Source organism: Methylophilus sp. 14 (assembly GCF_015354345.1).
In the GTDB taxonomy this organism is placed as follows: domain Bacteria; phylum Pseudomonadota; class Gammaproteobacteria; order Burkholderiales; family Methylophilaceae; genus Methylophilus.
In genome coordinates this window covers 228,329-246,113 of sequence record NZ_JADKYS010000001.1, presented here as the reverse complement: position 1 = coordinate 246,113, position 17,785 = coordinate 228,329, and the positions used below count along the sequence as shown (strand labels likewise).

The 17,785-nt window shown below is 50.8% G+C and carries 15 protein-coding genes; 2 read left to right on the top strand and 13 right to left on the bottom strand.

Features of this window, described 5'->3' with window-relative positions:
* Position 1: 1 nt before the first annotated feature.
* The 13 genes from mshL to INP78_RS01270 form a co-directional block, all read right to left on the bottom strand.
* Positions 2–1,771, bottom strand: a complete 1,770-nt coding sequence (gene mshL, locus INP78_RS01330) for a pilus (MSHA type) biogenesis protein MshL (RefSeq protein WP_194740415.1) — start codon at positions 1,769–1,771, stop codon at positions 2–4.
* Between the two features lie 78 nt (positions 1,772–1,849).
* Positions 1,850–2,248 (bottom strand): hypothetical protein, encoded by a 399-nt coding sequence (locus INP78_RS01325; RefSeq protein WP_194740414.1) that lies wholly within the window; start codon positions 2,246–2,248, stop codon positions 1,850–1,852.
* A gap of 13 nt (positions 2,249–2,261) precedes the next feature.
* On the bottom strand, positions 2,262–2,978 hold the full coding sequence (gspM, locus tag INP78_RS01320) for a type II secretion system protein GspM (protein WP_194740413.1): 717 nt from the start codon (positions 2,976–2,978) through the stop codon (positions 2,262–2,264).
* Between the two features lie 2 nt (positions 2,979–2,980).
* The gene (locus INP78_RS01315) at positions 2,981–3,832 is read right to left on the bottom strand and encodes a PilN domain-containing protein (protein WP_194740412.1); all 852 of its coding nucleotides are present in this window, start codon (positions 3,830–3,832) and stop codon (positions 2,981–2,983) included.
* Entirely contained in the window at positions 3,829–4,767 is a 939-nt protein-coding gene (locus INP78_RS01310) for a hypothetical protein (protein WP_194740411.1), read from the bottom strand. The genes INP78_RS01315 and INP78_RS01310 overlap by 4 nt, the downstream gene beginning before the upstream one ends.
* A gap of 276 nt (positions 4,768–5,043) precedes the next feature.
* Complete coding sequence (locus INP78_RS14515) at positions 5,044–8,076, bottom strand: DUF6701 domain-containing protein (protein ID WP_228522582.1); 3,033 nt, start codon at positions 8,074–8,076, stop codon at positions 5,044–5,046.
* 13 nt (positions 8,077–8,089) lie between these two features.
* Positions 8,090–8,542 (bottom strand): hypothetical protein, encoded by a 453-nt coding sequence (locus INP78_RS01300; protein ID WP_194740410.1) that lies wholly within the window; start codon positions 8,540–8,542, stop codon positions 8,090–8,092.
* Positions 8,539–9,282 carry a prepilin-type N-terminal cleavage/methylation domain-containing protein gene (locus INP78_RS01295; protein ID WP_194740409.1) on the bottom strand — a complete coding sequence of 248 codons (744 nt, stop codon included), beginning with the start codon at positions 9,280–9,282 and terminating at the stop codon, positions 8,539–8,541. Before INP78_RS01295 ends, INP78_RS01300 begins: the two co-directional genes overlap by 4 nt.
* A gap of 16 nt (positions 9,283–9,298) precedes the next feature.
* A complete protein-coding gene (locus tag INP78_RS01290; RefSeq protein ID WP_194740408.1) occupies positions 9,299–9,919 on the bottom strand; it encodes a type II secretion system protein in 621 nt (206 codons plus the stop codon).
* A gap of 33 nt (positions 9,920–9,952) precedes the next feature.
* Positions 9,953–10,423: a prepilin-type N-terminal cleavage/methylation domain-containing protein gene (locus tag INP78_RS01285; protein ID WP_194740407.1), complete on the bottom strand. Its 471-nt coding sequence runs from the start codon at positions 10,421–10,423 to the stop codon at positions 9,953–9,955.
* Positions 10,424–10,432: 9 nt separating this feature from the next.
* On the bottom strand, positions 10,433–10,882 hold the full coding sequence (locus tag INP78_RS14640) for a type II secretion system protein (protein ID WP_194740406.1): 450 nt from the start codon (positions 10,880–10,882) through the stop codon (positions 10,433–10,435).
* A 149-nt stretch (positions 10,883–11,031) separates the two neighbouring features.
* Positions 11,032–12,246, bottom strand: a complete 1,215-nt coding sequence (locus INP78_RS01275; RefSeq protein WP_194740405.1) for a type II secretion system F family protein — start codon at positions 12,244–12,246, stop codon at positions 11,032–11,034.
* A gap of 20 nt (positions 12,247–12,266) precedes the next feature.
* Positions 12,267–13,919 carry a GspE/PulE family protein gene (locus INP78_RS01270; RefSeq protein WP_368667954.1) on the bottom strand — a complete coding sequence of 551 codons (1,653 nt, stop codon included), beginning with the start codon at positions 13,917–13,919 and terminating at the stop codon, positions 12,267–12,269.
* A 142-nt stretch (positions 13,920–14,061) separates the two neighbouring features.
* Between INP78_RS01270 and trmL the strand changes: the two genes are divergently transcribed.
* Together trmL and INP78_RS01260 are read left to right on the top strand one after the other, a co-directional pair.
* A complete protein-coding gene (trmL, locus tag INP78_RS01265) occupies positions 14,062–14,526 on the top strand; it encodes a tRNA (uridine(34)/cytosine(34)/5-carboxymethylaminomethyluridine(34)-2'-O)-methyltransferase TrmL (protein ID WP_194740403.1) in 465 nt (154 codons plus the stop codon).
* 1,054 nt (positions 14,527–15,580) lie between these two features.
* Positions 15,581–17,761: a UvrD-helicase domain-containing protein gene (locus INP78_RS01260; protein ID WP_194740402.1), complete on the top strand. Its 2,181-nt coding sequence runs from the start codon at positions 15,581–15,583 to the stop codon at positions 17,759–17,761.
* Positions 17,762–17,785 lie beyond the last annotated feature (24 nt).

Below are 17,785 nucleotides of genomic sequence, written 5' to 3'. Positions count from 1 at the left end.
CCTAAAAACTACTATCGCTCTTCAGCTTCTCAACCCGGTCCTGACTTTCAAGCATATCTTGCGCCCAGTTTTCACCACTGCGTACCACGGTAGACTTCAACAAAATCACCAGTTCGGTTTTGGTGCTGGCTTGATCCTTCTGGCGGAACAAGTTACCCAGGAACTTCACATCCCCCAGGCCAGGTACCTTGGTACGTGTATTGTCGACTGTCTCCGACATCAGGCCTCCAATGGCAATCACGCTGCCATCTTTGGTGCGCACAATACTGTCGGTCTCATTAATATTAGAGGATGCGGTTGGGATTGTATAGGTCCCACCGTTAGCACTAGATAAGGTCACCGTCCGGTTCACCTGCGTCACATCACTGATAAAGGGATGCACGTGCAGGATAATATTGTCATCCCTATCGATTTGCGGTGTCACATCCAGTGAAATACCAGAGAAATAAGGTTGCAGTTGAATATCCGGCGTCACAATCGCACCGCCAGTAGTGGTGGTCACGTTGGTTTTCACGTTCGTCACGTAGAAGGCATCGTTACCCACTTTGAGCACGGCTTTCTGGTTGTTAATCGTAGCGATACGCGGGCTGGACAGCACCTCTACATTACCTTGTGTCTCCAGGAAGTTCAGCAGCGCTGAAAAACCTTTGCCCTGCACGGCCAGCGCAAACATTGAGCCACCCAGCGAAGTCACAGCGTTATTGCTTAATGCGCCTGGCTCTGTCGTGGTGACAACCCCATTGGTCAGGTCACCGGTTTCACTTAATGACGCATTCCCATTGATGTTACCAAAAGTCACATCACGGCCACGGGTATGTCTGGCAGCGGCCCAGTTGATGCCTTGTTGCGAGTTGCGGTTTAACTGCACTTTAATGATTTTTGCTTCCAGAATCACCTGGCGGTCTACCGTCACCTGCATCAGACTCAGAAACTTCTCAACCTGACGGATTTCTTTCGGCATAGCCTTCACCATGATCAGGCCAGATTGCGCGTTAATCACTACTTTACGGCCGTTTTCTTCGCCAATCAGGCTGCTCAGGGAGCCCGCGATTTCGTCCCAGAAATCATTATTGGTCCGCATGCTCACATCCGAAGCATACACTTGCAGGTTAGAAGCGCCCGTCGCCCCCACTGCACCTGTGCCAGTACCCGTGCCTATGCCGGTCGCCCCACCCATGGCCGCTGCCTGCCCTGCTACACCCGCCGCGCCGCCAGCACCTGAGCCACTGGCGGTGCCAGAGGTCACGCGGGTCGCCGAGGTGCCTTTACGTGCACCGGTGATATAGTTGACTTGAAACACGCGGGTTTGAATCGTTTGCGGTTCAACAAAAATCTGCTTGCCATTCATTTTGTACTCATAGCCATACAAATCGCGCAGGGCATTGAGCGCTTCAAACAGGGTGACATCTCGCAGGTTGATAGAGATCTCGCCTTTGAGCTCAGGGCTCAAGGCAATGCTATATGGGCTGCCGGAGACAATACCCATGAGCACCTGCGCCGCTGGCGCCTTGTTCACCACTAGGTCAAAGCGGGGTTCGACCCGTTTGGCCAGTGCTTTGGGCGGCTCAATTTTGAGCGGCTCAAACAACTCATCAGTGATTTCCTTGGGTGGAGGCGATACCTGCGCTTGCGCCTTGGCTGCAGAGGCCGCCAATTCGTTCTGAATTTTAGGATTAATCGATGGATTGGTTGGCGCAAACGGGTTGCTGGTACAACCGACCAACCCGGTACCGATGATCATTAACCCCAAGGTATTCACTAAAGTTTTCATAGCAGTCTCTCTATTGATTTTCCCTTGCTGCCTCACGAGGTGAAGTCGGCAAGTGTTTGTCACTTTATTTCTCAATCGTTATCTTTCAGTCTTTTTAGGCTGATGTTTTAATCTTTTTGGCTGGCCTGCCTTTTTAATACTGGCCGCTGGTTTTACAGGCTCAATCACGCTGGCCAAGCCCATGCCCACCACTTTCTTCTCGCCAAGCTTGCTGATAAACACGGCTTTCTGGTTTTTCACCGAGGTCAATTTAAAGTCCTCGTAATACCCGCCCACAGCCACCATTTGGCCGTTCACCACCGCAAAACCGTTCTTACCGTTATCCTGTATCGCGCTGAGCTCCCAGGGCCGTTCCAGTTGTGCCTCACCGTGTGGTAAATATTCCATCACCGCTGCTGGTGGCTTGGTTGGGTCCACCATGCCATCGGCAGTTGCCGCACCCACTTGCAGCAGGCAGATCCCTAATATTGCTGTCATTAAGCTACGCATGCTAAATCCCCAACCATGCATTTTCACCACTCAAGGTATAGACCTGCACGGTCAATTCACTTTCCGGATAGTCGGCCTTCAATTCAGCATTTTCCCAGGCCAGTTTCTGGCCAATGGCTTTTAATGATTGTGCATAAGCCATCAATGCAAAATACTTGCCTTTGAGCCGCACTTTGACCGCATGCTGGTACACATGCGGCACATTCTTCCACACCTCTTCAGCACTGGCTTGCGTGCTGCCAGCTTCGCTACTGGTGGCCGATTGCAGCAGTTTTCTTTGCTTGTCGATAAAATCGACCACGGGTAACGATTGCATTTCAATCACCTGCACATCCGCATGCTGTTGCAGTAGTTTCTTTAAAAATGCCACCATGTCTTGCGGTGGCACCATATAAGAAGACACTGTGACCAGTTCAGCGGACTGGCTGTTGATCTTCTGGTTGGTCTCGTCGATGTCGTGCTGAAACGCATTGCTGGCAGGCTGCGGCGCCGCTTGTGCAGCAATCGTGGTCATCTGCTCGGTGAGGCTGGTCGTATCATTCTGGATTTTGACAATCTCCTGCTGGGTCGCAGCCAGTTGCACACGTTGCGGTTCCAGCAAAAAAGTATCTAGTAATCCCACTACGGCAAACAATCCGGCACCAAAAATCATCCAGCGCTCGCGCTTGGAAAGCACTTGCCACTTATTCACCATTGTTTGTAATTGTTCAAATTGCATGGTTATTCTTTCCGAGGCTGTCCTAAAGGCGATGACTGCGTGGTTTGGCGCACAAACTCATCCCAACTCACCGTGTTCAGCAATTTGGCTTTATTCTGTACATCCTGCCCCTTAACCTCAAAGGCATACACCTTCAGGCTGGCTGCGGCAGTGCTTGGCACACTGGCTGCCGGAGCGGCGGCTACCGCAGCGGGGGCCGGGCTGGAGCCGTTCTCAGCACCGCTTTTACCAGAAACTGCAGGCTCGCTGGCAGGCACAGGCACGGGAGGCGCCACAGGCACTGCTGCTGCGGCCTGGTTTTGATGCAACTCTACTTGTTTGAACTGAATGCCGGAGAATTGCGTGCCTTCAAACACGCGCTGGGCAGATAACATATCCAGATACAGCGGAATATCCTCTGACCGCAATGCCTGCCCGCTCAGTGACAGGTGTTGCGAGCCCGGCTCGATTCTAAAACCGGTCAACCACAGCCCAGGTTGCTGTTGTGCCGTGAATGCACGCATATAATCAATCAGGTGATAAGCCGACACTGACAGTGACTGCTGGAAGATGGCCAGAATCTGTGACTGCATCTCAAACCGGGCGTGGAGGTTTTTAAGCGTACTTTCCAACTGACTGTTATCAATCGGCGTCGCACGCTGGGCAAACTCATTGACCTTTTTCTGCATGGTTTCGTACTGGGCCACCGCCTGGTTACGCTGCACTTGTAACTGGGCGTTTTCTGCCTGCAGGCCTGTAAACAGGTAAAACATCACGGCAGCCGCCAGCACATAAACGCCAGCCACCATCGGCAGGCTAAACCAGTCCCTGGATTTAACCAGCCCACCTTCAAACAGGTTAATCTGCTGACTCATGCGGCCATCTCCTGGCGTAACGCAGCACCCAAGGCTGGCAACAGCATGGCTTGTTTTTCCAGGCTAGAGAAGTCCTGATCGGCAGGCAAATCGACAATGTCTTCCAGATTAAAGACATTCACCGGCACATAGAGGCTAGCGCTCAACCCACTGACTAGGTAATCGCGATTAGCCACTGGCGCGACCACCAGGCGATTCAAACTTAAATACGGGAACTGGCGGTCGAAACTATCCAACGAGCGTTGCAACTCCAGTACCAGCTTGTCAAAGTTACTTTTAAACAAGTCACCGCGATCATTCAAAAAGTCGCGGTCCAGCTCGATCAGACGCGCATGATACAACTCACCTTTGGCAGTGAAGGTCAGCAAGCATCCCCGCGGCAAAATGCTCAGCATCACCAGCGCACGGTCTTCATGCTCCAGCAAATGCGCAATATTGCGCTGCACCAGCGCATGCACATCGACCGACTTCACGTTAAACCCGGCTTCGGATAATTGATTACCGACCGCAGACACCACCGCTTTTTTGGCACAGATGGCTAACATTAATGGCTGGCGATTGGCATAGGTCGGATCAACCGGCACATCGATACCATCAACCACCGCTTGTTCTACCGAATAATCCAGCAGGCCTTTCAATTTCCAGCGCAAGGCAGGTTTGATCTCTGCGTCCGGCATGTTGGGCTTGTCAATTTGTACAATATTGTATTGATCCACATTTAAAACCAGATTGCAGGGCGAGGTCTTCAGGTCATTTTTGGTCACAAAGTGACGTAATATGGACGTTGCATGTAAGGGCACCTGCTCAACTGCGGCCAATGAGACGACCGGCTTTGCGCCTTCGGATGGTGGCATCAAGGCGACAGTACTTACATGCATATCAGTGTAACTGACACCCACTTGCTGTTTGTTCTTTTGTCGTTTAAACCATTCCATAGATGCGCATCTGTCTTTCTAAATAATTTTTTTATTTAAAATCAAAGTATAACAAAGACAACTTCAAGCTTTATCATAAATTAGTATACACAAAAAACCAACCATCCAAGACATCATGATGTGCGCACAATGACTGATGCTTGATCAAGCGCTGGCAGCCCGCAGTATGAACGATAGATTTTCGATATTATTACCAGCAACTTTAGTGCCTGCCTTGCTGGTTTAAAGCGAGGATAAAAAGAACAAAACCACCTGATTTAGGTGGTTTTGTTATCGCTAGAAGTTTTCTCGCATATAGATAATGGGGGCTTTGTAGACCCCGAAGGTGGCACGCCCCACAGGGTCTGCCCCAAACCAGTTGCGCATGCCTGCCGTCCCAGCGATTGCATTTGATTGCGTAGTGCCTGGACCAACACAGGTTTGATCTCCAGCAGTGATGCTATCAAAGTTAATACCCAGATCCACACTGCCCGTGTTAGGCGTGTTGCCCGACACGCCAGGGGCGCTTAGCCGCAAACTCGCTTTTCCTTGAATAATGGAAATGGGAGTGCTTCCACTCAACACCGTTTCACAGGCATTTAAGTTACCCCTGTAATTCCGCATCGCAATGGTCTTGATATCAAAAGTGGTACAACTATCGTCGGTGCTGCGCCTGTAGCCGTTTCCGCCCCAGAACTGTGCTTCAAGCGGCACTGTGAGCGGCAGCAGCTCAGACCCATGCACCGGGGTGATGGCAAGACGCCCATAACGGAACGGTACAGTACTAGCGATAGGAAATGGAGACGTCGTGGTCGTAACACCATCTGAATCTTGTATTTGTGTGCGCACCGTCACTATTTGTTCGTTAATCGGTGCATTTGCGCGAGGCACATAAAACTTGGCAGTCATCGCGGCAACGCCAGCTACCCAACTGCCCGTCAGAGAGTTATTTGCCGTGCTGCGGGTTAATGCAACAGTAGTTAATGCAGGGTTGGTCGTAAAGTTAAAGTTATTCCAGGTTGAAGGGTCAAATTTGGCATAGCTGCCTATATAGTTTTGAGTCGTTGCTCCAAGCCCATTTTTAGCCGTAATAGTGAACTGAGTATCCAAGGCAGCTTGATTAGTGGTGTCTTGCCCGTAATAGGCAAACGCTCCACAGGCTTTTGTCACGGTACCTGTCGTAATATCGAACCGTTGGGGAATAAACCGTCCGAAGTAACCACTAGTGCTACCTATGGTGCATCCATAAAATTTTACAGTTCCACTACCACCAGCATTATCAACTGTTGCTGTATCACAATCCCCATTTACTCTATCGACTGCAGTAAACGTATCATCGTAAACGCCGGCTGTAGCCGCAGCCGGAAACTGGAATAGACCAACTTCGCTATACGTAAAATTGTCTGCTGTGCTGACACCACTAATGGCAGCGGGTAAAGTGCCTGTTATCGTTTGAGCATTCACACCTACACCAACGGTATAACTGATCACCCCGGCCGCAAGTGCCCCAGAATGGGCAACCGGCACAGCTTTTGGAGTGCCGGTATAATTGCTTTCCCCAGTCACGGCCTTTAAATTAAAGGTGCTAGTACCTGCGACAAAAACCGGCGTAGCCGTTGGCCCCGGAGAAGCAGGCGTTGCGTTTGAAGAGGTCACAGTGAATGACTGTGGGCGCACCGAGAAATTATCTGTAGAGCATCCTACTTTACCTACACTAGTATCAGTGACCCGACACCTCAAACTCGGGTAGGAGTTAAGTACATCGGTATCACTAAATGACACGGTTTGCTTACCAGGGTTAGTCAAAGAAGAGGAAAATGAAATCTTTTTAGTAGCCACCACAGTCGTCCCGCAGCCACTGCCAGTGTCATTGACTAGCTCAACTGTCACCCCGTTCGCAGCAGATACATAGGCGGCCGCCTGAACACCGCTGGCCAGCAATGCGTACACATCCAGATCGAACGCCCTGCGAGTCAGCTTGGTATAAATGGGATTGCGTTTGTTGGTCACTGCTGACAAATTATTATAGGTCAGCCCACTTTCCATACACTCAAACGTATTTACGCAAGGCGTGTTGGTAAACGTAAAACTGCAACTCTGTGAACTGGTGGCAGTGTTCCAACACTTGACGCCACTCAGCGGCGCTTTACTCAACCCGGTGGCACCCATGGCATAGGTTCCAGCGGCGGTGCCCTGAATGGTGACGGTCCCGATTGGGCCAGTGGTGCCGATATCAAACGTTTCAGGACTCTCGGTGACTACCGGAGAAGTTGGACTAAACGTCAGGCTGCCGGTCAGGCTGCCGGTACTCACCAATTGGTCGTCTGGACACGGTACCGCAGATGACAGGCAAGCCAATACTTTCACTTCAGCGGGACACAGGGTGGCGCTGCCAGCGTGGCGGATTTCCAGATGATCGTAATTAGGCACAAACGTGGAGCCAATCACAAAGTCGTAACTAAAGGTGTAAATACCAGCGGAAGTAAAGTCATATTCAATCGCCGCACCGGTATCCTGATAGGTGGTAGAAACAGAGTCACTCAGACTGCCTGTCTTACCAATTGCACAGGCATTGCTACTCGAGTTACTCCAAAACGTATTCCAGAAACCGACACAATAATGGTCAAATTTCCGGTTGCGCTCACGAAACGACTCCACCACGTCGAGGTTAGCAGGTAGCGAGTTGCTAGAGGGACAGTTACCGGAAGTTAAAGGATAAGTCCCTACGACTTGCTTGCCGTTAGTGTCCACATAACGCACACCGCAACCATTATCACTGCCTCCCAGATAGGTATCAATTGCATGATAGTAGCGCACAGGGTTACTACTACTGACCGGATAGCCTAATGGCACCACCAGAGTCACTTCAGCGGTGATGTAATCCAGAGGATAAGTGTATTTCCAGTTGACGGTCACAGAGGGGCCAGGCACCAGCAAACTGTATTGTGGTGTGCCAAAACGGGCCGTCGTGCTTTGAACTACGCCCTGAGAGACGGTGGTTGGGCTTGGATTACTGAGGCTGGTATTGGAATACTCAGTAGAAGCGGTATAAGCAAAATGACGTGGGCCATAGATTGTATTATTGGCCCGTAAATAAATTCCGTTATCGAGGTTATTGTTACTTGGAACCACCGAAGGGCTATATAACTGCCCGGAGTTATTCAAGCGGCGCACCTGCATTTCAGTGGTTTCATCAATATAGATGCGCAAACCATTGGTAGCATTTGAGCCACCCGTTGAATTGAGCTGCACCACGGCCGCGTGCAGACTGTTAGCCCAACACAGCCACCACACACAGCACAAAAATATTTTTTTAGTGAATCCGCTCACTACCTGTTCCTTGTTAGTTGCATTCCTCAACTGGCGGGCCACTATACAAGCACCGGCTAAGTGTGACAGCAATTTGTCGCTCTATACGATCTTGTGCACCTATTGCCCCTACCGAGGCGGTTGAGGTGATACTGTAAATGCCAATATCCTGTGTAGCGCCTTTATCCTGTAGCACAGTCTGATCACACGTCACCAATACCGTAAAGTTATTAATGGTGAGTGTCGTTGGTGAGGCGACACACCCCTGCATCCCGACTGAGCCGGGTGAGAGTACCTGAAAAGCGGCCCACTCTACGCCTGCTCTGGCGGCCAAATAAGCATTGGCACCTTGCACGTCCTGAATCGTGCCCATTTGCGCCAGCAACGACAAGCGCATGGAATATCCCACCAGTGCTGCAAGAGTCACCAGTAAAAATATTGCCACAGGCAACATAAAACCCTTTGCGCGATAAGCAATACTTTTCATGGCGAATTCACCACATTAATCAAGTTAACCAACCTGGCCACGCCGCCGTTTTTGGCGAGCGTGAGTTGCGCAGTGACCACGCTGGAATGCTGCATCACGCCTTCCGTATAGGTAAAACTACACTCGGTCACATCCTCGGCAACAACATTGGCCGCCAGGCCATTAAAGTTAGCCACACGCCCGGCGGCGATCGCAATATTTGAATACATGAGCAAGCGGCGATTAGGCAGATCGCAGGCATAAATCACGGCGCCGTTGACCACATAAAAACGGCTACCCGGTGATGCAAAAGGAAAAAGTGCGCCCGCAAATGTGACCGTATTTGCATTAGCAACGACTGGCCGGATATTGTTGCCCTCATACACATCAGCCCCCGCTATGCCCATGTTATAAATCACCAGTTGGTCACCGACATCCACATTCACCATCGGCCCTAACACATCTAATGTGAGCCGACCCGCATCGAAATCGTCTTGCCGATAACGGCCACCCGCTTTAATCGGCACAAACTGCACATAACTACCGGAGCCACCCGGCACCCACACGCTGTTAGGTAATGCATTACGAATATCGCGCGACATGCGGCGCAGGGAAATATCGGCACGGTCAGCCAGCTCGTAATAAGCTTCAGAATTCACATATGCCAGGACAGAGTTTTTAATAAAACTGACTGAGATACCGCCCAAAATAGCCATGACGACAATGACAATGACCAGCTCCACCAAGGTGAAACCAGACATCGCCAAGCGAGACTGCTTAAATTTTCGGCGCATAGCGAACCTTAAATCCAGTCAGGCGAATCACAGTGTTGGCTGGCCCGTTCACGGTCACCACAATTTGCAACACGGCATCGCCGGGCAACCCGGCAAAAGCACCTGCACCGCCAGCCTGAGCAATGGCAACTGAGGCTGAATAGGCATCCAAACCTGCCAGTGCAGTGGCATCCCCGATACGGCAAATCCCCGCACAACCGCCACCCGGCATGGTAAAACCGCTATAGTCGGCCACATTATCAAAGGGGTTAGTCGCAGCGTAGCGACTCTCTCCAGCCGGAGAAGGGCCACCCAGGTTGGCTTGTGACGTGGTGCAATCTGCCGTGCCATTAGCCGTAGATGCATTCGGGTCATCCGGGTCACAAAATGTAAAAGGCATCTGCTGGATTTCTTGCATCAGCGATTCAGCAATCGCAATCGCCTGCTTGCGCACAAGCGGGTCGGCAGAGCGCCCGCTCATAAATGCCAGTGCACCAATCACCCCGGCAATCGCCGTGGTCACAATGACAATAAACACGACCATTTCAACCAGCGAAAAACCGCGAAGGTTTCGTTTGCTGGTTGGCGCGTGTTTATTATTCTTGTGTTTACCTGTTTTAGTCATATGCATCACCTGGCTGCTCACCAGGTGGTTTATTTAGTGTACGTAACCCGTATTTTTTTCTACCGAAATGCCCACAGATTGCAAGGCATTATTGCGATTAGTCACGGTATAAGTAGCCAGCTCATTGGGCACCGCCCGGCCCAAGCCATCAAACCCCAACCCTTTATTAGAAGATTGAACGACAACACTGCGCGAAAAAGTGAGCACATACGCCCCAGCAGTTTCCGGGTTGATTACCACCTGCGCTCCGCCACAATTAGGGTCAAAACATAAACTGACCGTATTAGGCTCGACCGCATCGTTGTGTATCACAAACACACTCTTGCGCTGCGCGATGGCCGTTTTTTGCGCATAACGCAGCGTAGAAGAAAGTAAACCCGCGTCACCGCGGGTTTCGAAGATGTCGCCATTAGCAAATCTGGGGGCGGCGACTGCTACCATGATTCCAGTCAGAGCGATCACCACTACTAATTCAACAAGCGTGAATCCTGACAATGCTCTCATACAACTTATTTAGTTACAATTCTGCTGGATATTCGCCGCAGCCAGGTTGTTAGTATTCACAACACCATCAGCCTGAGTATAAGTAAAAGAACAGTTATTGAATCCTAAAGCCCTGAAAGTAGTGACTCCGTTATTATGCTGCGCTTGAAAAGCGTTGCCATCCAGGTTTTGCAAAGCAGCCACAATCCCGGCATCAGCCGCTGTGGGCCAACCCATACCACCCACGGCCACGGCGTTATTGTCCATCATCACCTGCGCACCTTGCTGACCACCTGCGATCCAAGCAGCGCGCGCCATATTCGCGGCAGATCGCACTGATGCTGCCAAGCCATTGACACTTGCCGCTCGCGCATTAGCCTGCACATTCACAAACCGTGGCAATGCGGTTGCTGCCAAAATACCAAGTACTGCAATCACCACTACCAATTCAACCAATGTAAAACCAGCTTGTTTTTTCATTACTCAGACTCCTAATCAAAAAATCCCTGCCCTTATCATCACAGCGGCAGGTTATAACTGCGTTAATTACTCAACAGCAAAAACTATGCCAGACAATTTTGGTCCATATCCATCAAGGGTTGCAAACCACTCATGTGCCCGACAAACGATTAACTACCTTTCAACATCACCGAACTCATATCCCAAATAGGCAAAAATACGCCCAAGGCCAACACAAGCACCAAAGCACCTAAAAAGATAATCAAAATAGGCTCGATTTGCGCACCCAATGTTTTAACGTCATATTCGACGTCAGCTTGATACATATCAGCAACTTCTTGCATCAAATCATCCAAAGAGCCTGACTCTTCACCCACAGCAATCATTTGTAACACCAGTGGATTAAACACGCCGGTTTGCGTGGCGGTTCTTAAAATGGTCTCACCGCGCTCAATCCCGGCAGACATACTCAGAATCTTAGCTCCGAGGTAATCATTCTCAACCGTCTGCGAAACCAGGCGTAAAGCCGAAAGAATCGGTAAACCACTACGAGTCGACAATGCAAAGGTGCGCGCGAACCTGGCCATGGTGCCTTTAAAAATAATTTTTCCTGCAATTGGGATACGCATCTTGTAACGATCCCATTGAGCACGCCCGGCATCTGTTCTTGTGTACGATTTGAACATCCAGACCACGCCTACAATCATGCCAATCAGCACAAACCAGTAATTGCGCATAAAACTGGAAAACGCAATCAATATTTTGGTGATCAGTGGCAAATCAGCATGCATGCTAGCGAATACTTTTTCAAACTGCGGAATCACCATGACGTTAATCACAACAATCGCAATCGCCATGGCAATCAATACGAACGTTGGATATTGCAAAGCAGACTTGATTTGGCCACGCATAAAGCGCTCAAACTCGATGTGCTCGGACAAGCGTAAAAATATATTGTCGAGGTTACCCGTACCTTCACCGACACGGATCATGCTGATATAAAAGCTATCGAACACGTTAGGATGCTCAGTCATGGCGACTGACAATTCACGGCCTGAATCCAGGCTCACGCGAAGTTGACCCACGACCTGCGCCAGTGTGGCATTCCCCACCGAGCTTTGTATGCCCGCCAAGGCGCGCATAATCGGGATACCAGCCTTGAGCAAGGTGTACATCTGCTTGCTAAACAGCATCACATCCAGACTGGTGACTTTTTCTTCAAACAAATTAAAAGCAACAGCGCCCGCTGCTTTTTGCTTGATTTCAATCGGAGTAATTTTGGAGAGGATGAGCGCAGCGCCCAATGCGTCGAGATCAGCCGCTTCTTGTACACCGCTGACCATCATGCCATCGTCGGTACGTCCTTTATATTCAAACATTGGCATAGGCGTGACTTTTTAAAGGGTTACTCTTCAAACTGGTTATCCACGCGCATGATTTCGTCCAGCGTGGTCTTGCCGTCTATGGCCAGTTGCAATGACTGGTCGCGCAGGGTTTTGCCCTTGAGTCGCTCGCGCGCTTTTTTGATGAATACATTGGTATCGGGCATATTGGCTGCCATGGCCAGTTCATCAGTCATCTCTAAAAATTCGTATAAGCCCACACGGCCTAAATAACCGGTGCGGTTGCAATGCTGGCAGCCTTTGCCATGGCGAAAATGCGTCACGGTATCGGGCTGCTGCATCACCTGTTTTAACCAGACTGACTCAGATTCAGTCGGTGTGTGTTCTACGGCACAATGCGGACAAATGAGTCGCACCAGCCGTTGTGCCAGCACACCCAGCAAAGACATCGCCACCATAAACCGCGGCACACCCATGTCAATTAAACGCACAGGCGCGGTAGAGGCATCATTGGTGTGCAAAGTGGATAGCACCAAGTGGCCCGTCATCGAAGCACGTAAGCCGGTTTGTGCGGTTTCTTCGTCACGCATCTCGCCCACCAGCACAATGTCTGGATCCTGACGCAAAATGGCACGCAACAGTTTAGGGAAGTCGAGCTCGATTTTTTCGTTGACTTGCGTTTGAATAATGCCAGGCAAGCGATATTCCACCGGATCCTCAACGGTAATCACCTTGGTTTCCGGCGTATTCAACTCACTCAGGGCAGAATACAAAGTCGTTGTTTTACCACTACCGGTCGGACCAGTCACCAGCACCATGCCGCTTGGGCGGCCGATCATCTTGCGGAAACGCGCCAGCAAGTCTGGCGGCATGCCCAAATTGTCTAGCTGGAAGTGTGCAGTATTCTGGATCAGCAACCGCATCACCACCGTTTCGCCATACTGTGTTGGCATGGTGGAGATACGCATATCTACCGCACGGCCTTTGACCGTAAAGCCAAATCGACCATCCTGCGGCAGACGTTTTTCAGAAATATCCAGACCCGCCATGATCTTGAGACGCATCACCAGCGCAGTGGCAATCTTGATATCCGCCTGCGTCTGAAAATGCATCACACCATCAATCCTGAATCGGATCAGCAGCTTATTGTCTTGTGGTTCAATATGTACGTCCGAGGCACGCACTTGTACCGCATCTTCAAAAATGGTCTGCAGCAACTTGACCACGGGCGCATCGTCAATGCCCAAGTCAACGCCCATCAGGCTAGCAAGGTCGGCATTGCTGTCGGCCAGATCCTCTTGCAATTCTAGGGCTAATGATGAGATCTGCTCAGTCTGACGGTAAGAGCGGTCAATCGTCTGCATGAGCAGACTTTCCTGCACGACGACAATATCAATCTCGCGTTTAAGCAGCCTGACCAACTCGTCATACGCATATACATCCGATGGATCCACCATCGCGATGAGGAAACTGTTGGGACGCTCTTCGAGCAAAATAGCGCGGAAACGGCGCGATTGAACTTCGGGGAGTTTTTGAACCTGCTTCACGTCCAGCTCATACTGGCCCAGGTCCAAAAATGGGATATTCAACTGAGAAGCCACCGCCTCGGCAATCTGCCGCTCATTGGCGTAGCCTTTTTCAGCAATCACGCGGCCCAGACGTCGACCTGTCTTGCGCTGTTCTTCCAGCGCCTGATCAAGCTGAGCTTGGGTCATGAAATTCTGTCTGACCAGAATTTCACCTAATCTAATTTTCTCGGGACGAGCCATGGCGTTGTAATTATTTATCTATATAGACTTTTCTCGTCTATCATATCACCAACATTCTAACCTTACGTTTGTAAACAAGCCGCAAAAAATGTTTCATATCGTGCTTTTCGAACCAGAAATTCCGCCGAATACGGGAAATATCATACGCTTATGCGCCAACGCTGGTGCAAAACTGCATTTAGTCAAACCCTTAGGCTTCGAGCTATCAGACAAACACCTCAAACGCGCCGGGCTGGACTACCACGAATACGCCGAGCTAAAGGTCTATGAAAATTGGGCCCAATGCCAGCAAGCACTGCATGGCAAACGCATGTTTGCGCTCACCACCAAAGGCAGCACGCGGCATACCGACTTACAATTTCAAGATGAAGATGTATTTGTGTTTGGCCCAGAATCCCGCGGCCTGCCAGAAGACATCCGCGCCCAGTTTGCGCCAGAACACCGCGTCAGGCTACCCATGCTGCCACACAGCCGCAGCCTCAACTTATCCAACTCCGCCGCCATTCTGCTCTATGAAGCCTGGCGTCAAACAGGGTTCCCCGGCGGCGTGTAATCAAAAACGATAGGCAAAAAAAGCCCCGATTAAGGGGTAAATCGGGGCAACAGGCCTCATCGTAAAGGCTTCCGCTCAGGGAGGAAAGAAGCGGAAAGATGATTCATCATCATCGTGCTGATATGAGTATTAGGTCTTTTGAAAAGTTCCGATAATTTATTTGCGTCAATTTAATTTGACACAGAGGTGCATGACCACCGTACTCCGAATGCAGGACAAAGTAATTCTTTGGTGAGTCTTATCCGGATACTCCAGCATTTGCTGATTATTTTGGCGCTTCGTTTCGCCTTGTTGGCGAGTCACTTTCTGGTGCTTGTCCCCCAGAAAGTAACCAAAGAGGACGACACCCAGCCATCACGGCCTAAAGGCTCCCTTGCGTTGCTCAGCTTAGGACTTTCGTCCGATGCTTTGCTGGACTTAGGCATAAGCCGGTCACGAAACTCGCCCTGACAAGCCACACACTTCGTGGCTTGTTGCGGAGCTCAGACAGTCGCTCCCTCTACTCTTATTTTGTCTCCGCTACTCAGCGTGATGAATGGGATTATTCTCGCCAAACTCACATCGCCGAAGTTTGGACGATTCAAAAAAGTAATTCTTGTATTAAAGCCATCGATGGTTGCAGTCGCATGGTGTTCGGGGTCCCCATCTGCCGCGCCGAGTAGCGCAGGCAAAATAAGATGAAGCGAGCGGCTGTCCGAATCCCGCGGTGGCCTGCGTTTTTTGCAGGCCGCTAGGATGAGTTTCGCGAGCGCTTATTTTGACGAGCAACGCAGGAAATAAGCGGAAGCTGGGGTGCATTTCTTTTGGTTACTTATTCTTTGGGCAAGCAAAGAAAAGTAACTCGCCATAAAGGCGAAAGGCAACCACACAAACACCCACAACCGCGTGGGCATTCATGCCCCCCCCTACAACAACCAATCTAAAGAACAATCTTTTATTGCAATCTCACCACGCCTCGACTCCAGCCGACGCCGGAATGACGAAGGTCACCGCAACACACAAAACAAGCACCCCATCCGTAAAATTACCCTGCACATCATGCGATAATACCCGCATGCAATCTGAAACCAATCTCCTTCAGGGTCTCAACGATAAACAACTGCAAGCGGTCACCCTGCCGCATGTCTCGGCACTGATTCTGGCAGGCGCGGGCAGCGGCAAAACCCGGGTACTGACAACCCGTATCGCCTGGCTGATTCAAACCGGTCAAACCTCACCCATGGGGCTGATGGCGGTGACCTTTACCAACAAAGCGGCTAAGGAAATGTTGACGCGTTTGACCAGCATGCTGCCGATTAATACACGCGGCATGTGGGCGGGCACATTTCACGGTTTGTGTAACCGTATGTTGCGCGCGCATTACCGCGAAGCACGTTTACCAAGTACTTTTCAGATTCTGGATACCTCAGACCAGTTGTCTGCGATCAAGCGCGTGATGAAGGCGATGAACGTCGACGATGAGAAATATCCACCCAAGCAGGTGATGGGTTATATCAATAGCTGCAAAGAAGAAGGTTTGCGCGCCGAGACGGTGGATGCGTATGACGGCCACAGCCAGAAATTGCGTGAGATTTATGCAGCTTATGACCTGCAATGCAACCGCGAAGGCGTGGCCGATTTTGCTGAATTGTTATTGCGTTGCTACGAGCTTTTGGAGCGCGAGCCGCATATCCGTGCCCATTATCAGCAGCGCTTTCAATATATTTTGGTGGATGAGTTCCAGGATACCAACCGCCTGCAATATCTATGGTTAAAGCTGCTGGGTGGCGCGCATAACAGCATTTTTGCGGTGGGGGACGACGACCAGAGTATTTATGCTTTCCGTGGCGCGCGCGTCGGCAATATGAACGACTTTCAGCGCGACTTTAATGTGCAGAATATCGTCAAGCTGGAAGAAAACTACCGTTCGCACAGCAATATTCTAGATGCGGCCAACGCCATCATCACCAACAACCGTAACCGCATGGGCAAGAACCTGTGGACCTCGGCAGGCAAAGGCGAGCCGATTCGTATTTATGAAGCCTACAACGATACCGACGAGGCGCAGTTTATTGTCGACGAAGTGAACATGCTGCAAAAAGAAGGCGTGCCGCTGGGCGACATGGCGCTACTCTATCGCAGCAATGCGCAGTCACGTATTCTTGAGCACACGTTATTTTCGGCCAACATCCCCTACCGCGTCTATGGCGGCCTGCGCTTTTTTGAGCGCGCCGAGATTAAGCACGCACTGGCTTATTTGCGCCTGATTGCGAATGCGAACGACGACACGGCGCTGTTGCGTATTGTGAATTTTCCGCCACGCGGCATCGGTGCGCGAGGCCTGGAACAACTGCAAGAAGCCGCCCGCCAAAACGAGTGCAGCTTATGGCAAGCCGCGACAAATAAAGTCGGCGAAGGCAAGCTCGGCAGCAAAGGGTTGGATGGTTTTGTTGCGCTGATTCGCCAAATGGTTGATCAGGGCTACGGTATCACCTTGGGTGAAATGGCAGAAATGGTCATCAACCTCAGTGGTCTGATGGCGCACTACCAGAACGACAAAGAGGGTGAAGACCGCATTGAGAACTTGCAGGAACTGGTCACGGCTGCGGTGGCGTTTAGCAACCGGGATCTGGGCAATCACCATAATATGGAAGAAGACGCCGACCTGCTGACACAGTTTTTAAACCACGCCAGCCTGGAAGCAGGCGACCACCAGGCAGATGTTGGCCATGAGGCTTTGCAACTGATGACGGTGCACGCCGCCAAAGGCCTGGAGTTTCATAGCGTGTTTATCGGCGGTGTAGAGGAAGGCTTGTTCCCACATGAGCAGGCCGCCTACGAGAATGGCGGCCTGGAAGAAGAGCGCCGCTTGATGTATGTTGCCGTCACGCGCGCGCGCCAACGCCTCTACCTGACTTACGCGCAAAGCCGTATGCTGCATGGGCAGGTGCGTTATGGCATTGCCTCGCGCTTTATTGATGAAATCCCGGCCGAGCTGACCAAGCGCCTGAACAGCAAACCAGTGGCCAAGCCTTATGCCGCAGGTGGTCAATACCACGCACCAGTGGCACAAGCCAGCAGCGCACAATCCAATTACCCGTTCAAGATTGGCCAGAGTGTGCGTCATGGCAAATTTGGTGAGGGCGTGGTGGTGAGCTACGAAGGCAACAACAGCGACCTGACCATTAAAGTAAATTTTGGTAGTGCTGGCCTGAAAACGCTAATGCTGGAATACGCCAAACTGGAAAAACTCTAATCTATACTGTCAGCCTCTGAGTCC